The organism is Undibacterium pigrum, assembly GCF_003201815.1.
GTDB lineage: Bacteria > Pseudomonadota > Gammaproteobacteria > Burkholderiales > Burkholderiaceae_D > Undibacterium > Undibacterium pigrum.
Map to the genome: position 1 here is coordinate 1 of NZ_QJKB01000034.1, position 3,901 is coordinate 3,901.

Annotated in this window: 2 protein-coding genes; both read right to left on the reverse strand. The window is 39.7% G+C overall.

Annotation, left to right across the window (positions count from 1 at the left end; translation table 11 throughout):
- Positions 1 to 585: 585 nt before the first annotated feature.
- Positions 586 to 1,947, reverse strand: coding sequence for an MFS transporter (locus DFR42_RS28865; protein WP_146219017.1), 1,362 nt, complete (start codon positions 1,945 to 1,947; stop codon positions 586 to 588).
- Positions 1,948 to 1,962: 15 nt separating this feature from the next.
- Positions 1,963 to 3,901, reverse strand: a 1,939-nt coding sequence (locus tag DFR42_RS28870; protein WP_146219018.1) for a thioesterase domain-containing protein, incomplete at its 5' end; no start/stop codon positions are given.

Here is a 3,901-nt window from a genome sequence, read left to right on the forward strand (position 1 = left end):
GGGTTACAGAAAAATGCGCACCGCTTGTTCGTCACCTGTGCACTGGCAAATCTGTTCATGGTTCGCAGGCGCTTGATGCGCCTGCAAGGGGCATAGTGTGCCCAAAGTGCGAGAAATCGCACGAGAACTGAAGCAACTGGGGAGGCAACTCCCCAAATTTTAATGAAAATCATGTTCTGTCAGCGCATTTTACGCTTTGGCTGGAACACGATTTTGAAAATGATAAAAATTAGAACTTAATCAGATATTCCTTAGATTAATTTTCGCCATCGACATTTTGTGTTGATGGTGTAAGTAGATGATTTATTGGTGTCGTTTTAAACATAGCTAAGTTCAAGATTTGTAAAATTTCGCAGACGCTGCGAGGCAAATGCAAACGGTCTTGACGATAATAATAAGGAAGTAAGCAATGAAGAGCCTTCCGCGGAATTCCGCAAAATGCCCAAATTTTATCGTTGACGTGCAACCCCAAATTAGCAAAAAACATCAATTTATCTAAAAGAATAATTAACTTACGCCTCCCCTGATTTGAAAACATTGGAACACTATAGAGATTGCCAATATTCCCCAATTTTGTATAAGAATTTATCTTGCCGTAAGCTGAAGATCAACTGTCTCTGTGTTGATGACCCCGTTGAACTTTCGGACGGCATTTAACGTCAATCCTATACCTGCCGTGAGAAAACAGACTATTCCACACACTACAAACATAAAACCAAGCCCTCTCCCTTTTCCAATTCCAATCAATGTTCCAAATGAATCATTCAATAGTCCATTCTCCATGAATGCCGGTTCAAAAACGTATTGTGCAAGTATCCCCCCGAGCAATATCGAAACACATGCTGCAGCGGAAAAAGCGCCTTGTAACAAAGCTAAAATACTGCTTAGTTTATTGCTATGAATACTACGCATCCATACAGTAGATATATATCCACTTGAAACGCCAGCCGCTAGTACACATAAAAACTCCAAGGCACAATAAAAGGTAAATGAATTCGTTAAACCAACCAATGCAATGCACAAACCAAGCACCGAATCAGCAATTAGCGCAATACGCATTGGATATTTAGACTCCCCTAACAGAACAAGCAATAAACTTCCGACCATTCCCCCCACAGCACCTGCAGTTAATATAAATCCGACAGATTGTGCTGACTGGGAAGTTAACAGAAGGGGTGTGCACAAGGTGGAAACTAGTGCCAAAATGGCGGCGTGAAATACTCCGTAGGCAATCAATGCTATAAACACTGGTTGCTTCTTAAATATATCAAGCGATGAAAAAAAAATGCCTAAATATCCGACATGACTCATTTCATCTGTTCTTTCTGTTTCAGTTTTTGGCATTCCGACAAAAACCTTCCAGATGAAAATTGCTCCGGCCACGAATGTGGCTATGTCAACAGCAACAATTCCAAAAAGGCCCGCTGAAGACAATATCGCACCTGCGATAGTAGGGGCAACAGCTTGCAATATGTTCACACTTAAGCTCATTATTCCGTTCGCTCGTAAAAGTGCCTCTTTACCAATAATACTCACGACCAATGACTGGTAGGCTGGCCCCTGAAACGCCCCCACAACGGATACGATAATAGTTAGAAAGTATATATGGCCTACTTGCAGTGCATTTCGCCATAATAAGATCGCTATGAAAGCCGATATCGCTATCATTATGCTATCTGACGCAATCACTATCATTCGTCTATCATATTTCCCCGCCACGGCACCGACTAATGGAGCGAGTATCACACTTGGCAACGCTCCCAGCACAATAAGAATTGAAAAATCCAATAACGAACTGGTCCTTTCAAATATCCATATACCTAGAGCAAATCGGACTATTGCACCGCCAAACATAGACAGGCTTTGTCCCGCCCAAAGTTTGAAAAAATCTGTTCGGATGCATTTCAATACCGACTCTATATTTATTGACGTTATAAAATTTTTCAAAATATTTTGACCTGGTTATCCAAGTTCACTCCAAAAATTGGAGGTTTCTTTATCTAATCTTTTGACTAATAAGCTAGCGATATTTTTCGAGTTGACGGCGTTCAACATGGTCAAATGATTTCCACTTGCATAGATAAAAGTCATCTTCGGAGTAATTTTTCTCCATCCCAATAAAGTTTTCACATGGCTCTCATGATTGTCTTCCTTTGAATTTTCTGCCAATACCAATAAAACCTCGTCGTTATAACGACTTTCTTTTGAAAGATCGGAATTTAGAGCAGTTTTAAAAGAACGAAAAACTCTTTTAAAATCGATGTATTTTGTTTGTTTGGGCAAAGACTCATTAAACATTAAAATATCATGAGCCCTAGCAATTTTTTCCTCCATGCCTTCCTCGTGACTCGCCTGTTCATATATTTTTCGTCCCTTATTCGATTGTAGCTGCAGGATTTCAACGAGCTTTTGCAAAACGAGTTCGTCATTAACCATTTCCTTAGCATTATTAAACGCCGTAGGAGGTTTGCTGTCCAAAATGGTTAATGATGAAACGGCTGTTCCTGAATTTTTAAATTCACGTGCCATTTCCAACCCCACCCATCCGCCAAAAGAGTGGCCCAAGATATGAACTTTTTTTCCGCTAATTTTTTCAAGTATGCTGTTCACATAAAATTTTGCTGCCAAATCAGCATTCTCATGAGGAACCAAATCTGAAGTCACTCCACGTGGCTGAAGTGCAAATATTGGCATTTGTTTAGGTAAATGTTCTATAAGATCCTTGAAAATCATTGCATTCCCTCCTGCACCAGGAACACATATTAAAACCTCGTCACATCTATTTCCATTTTGCAAGGTAAAAACTGGGTCATATTGGTGAACCAAAGATGTTTTTGATTTGCCCGATTTTTTTATTGCGTCGGAAATACATTTCCCCAGATAGCTAACCTCAATATCATTTTCGATTATTGATCGATGATCTCCAGGAATAATTTCTAGTTCTACTTGATTTTCAGAGATAAATTTTAATAGGCGGTTATACGATTCCAAATCACCTTTACTGAACTCAGACGTCTTATTAGACGCAGCAAAAAGATGTACTTGTATCGGAATAGAATGCATCAGATATATACATTGCGCATTATTATTCAAGTGAAGACGACACACATACGATATTGCCTCGTCGTCGTTTAGCTCGATTAGATTCTCCGGAAGGATGCCCAACTCTCTAACTTTAATTAGCAAGTCTTTTATATTTAATGTATTTTTTCTATATTTCTCGTCCTCTTCGACTTTTTTTCTTAGCTCTTTAAACTCGTCTATATTACTTCCGATAGGTTCACATAGACTAATCAACTCTCGTAAAGGGCTGTCCGAAAAATATTGCCTATCTTTAGACAAAGGAGCATATGTGTCTATCAATCCTAAAAATTCTATAGTTTCGTCCCTGCCCAACAATCGACTTGCTACTTCATATGCCAAAAGCCCTCCGAATGACCACCCTGCAATTCTGTAAGGTCCCTCCGGCTGTATTTCTTGAATAATGTCAACCAATCTTTTCGCCTGCTCCTCTATTGTGGAAAGCTGCTTTTCTCCTAAAGGTATTCCTGGAAGCCCATAAACTGGAATGTCGTTATCAATATGCTTTGCTAATACTGGAAAATATAGATCCAATCCATGGCTCTCATACACCAGGAATAGCGGCTTCTTGCCATCACCTTCTTTAATCTTTATGCACTTATGTTCGGTTTCTTTTTTCTCAAATTTTATTTTTTCTGCCAAGGCATTCAATGTCGGATTTTGAAACACATCCAACACTGATGCAGTGATTCCTTGATTATTTAAAATTTGAATCATCCTTGCGACCAAGAGCGAATGGCCTCCCAGTTCGAAGAAATGGTCATGTCGACCTACACGGTCCAGCTTGAGAACCCCGGCCCAGATCTGTGCCAGCTCCGTT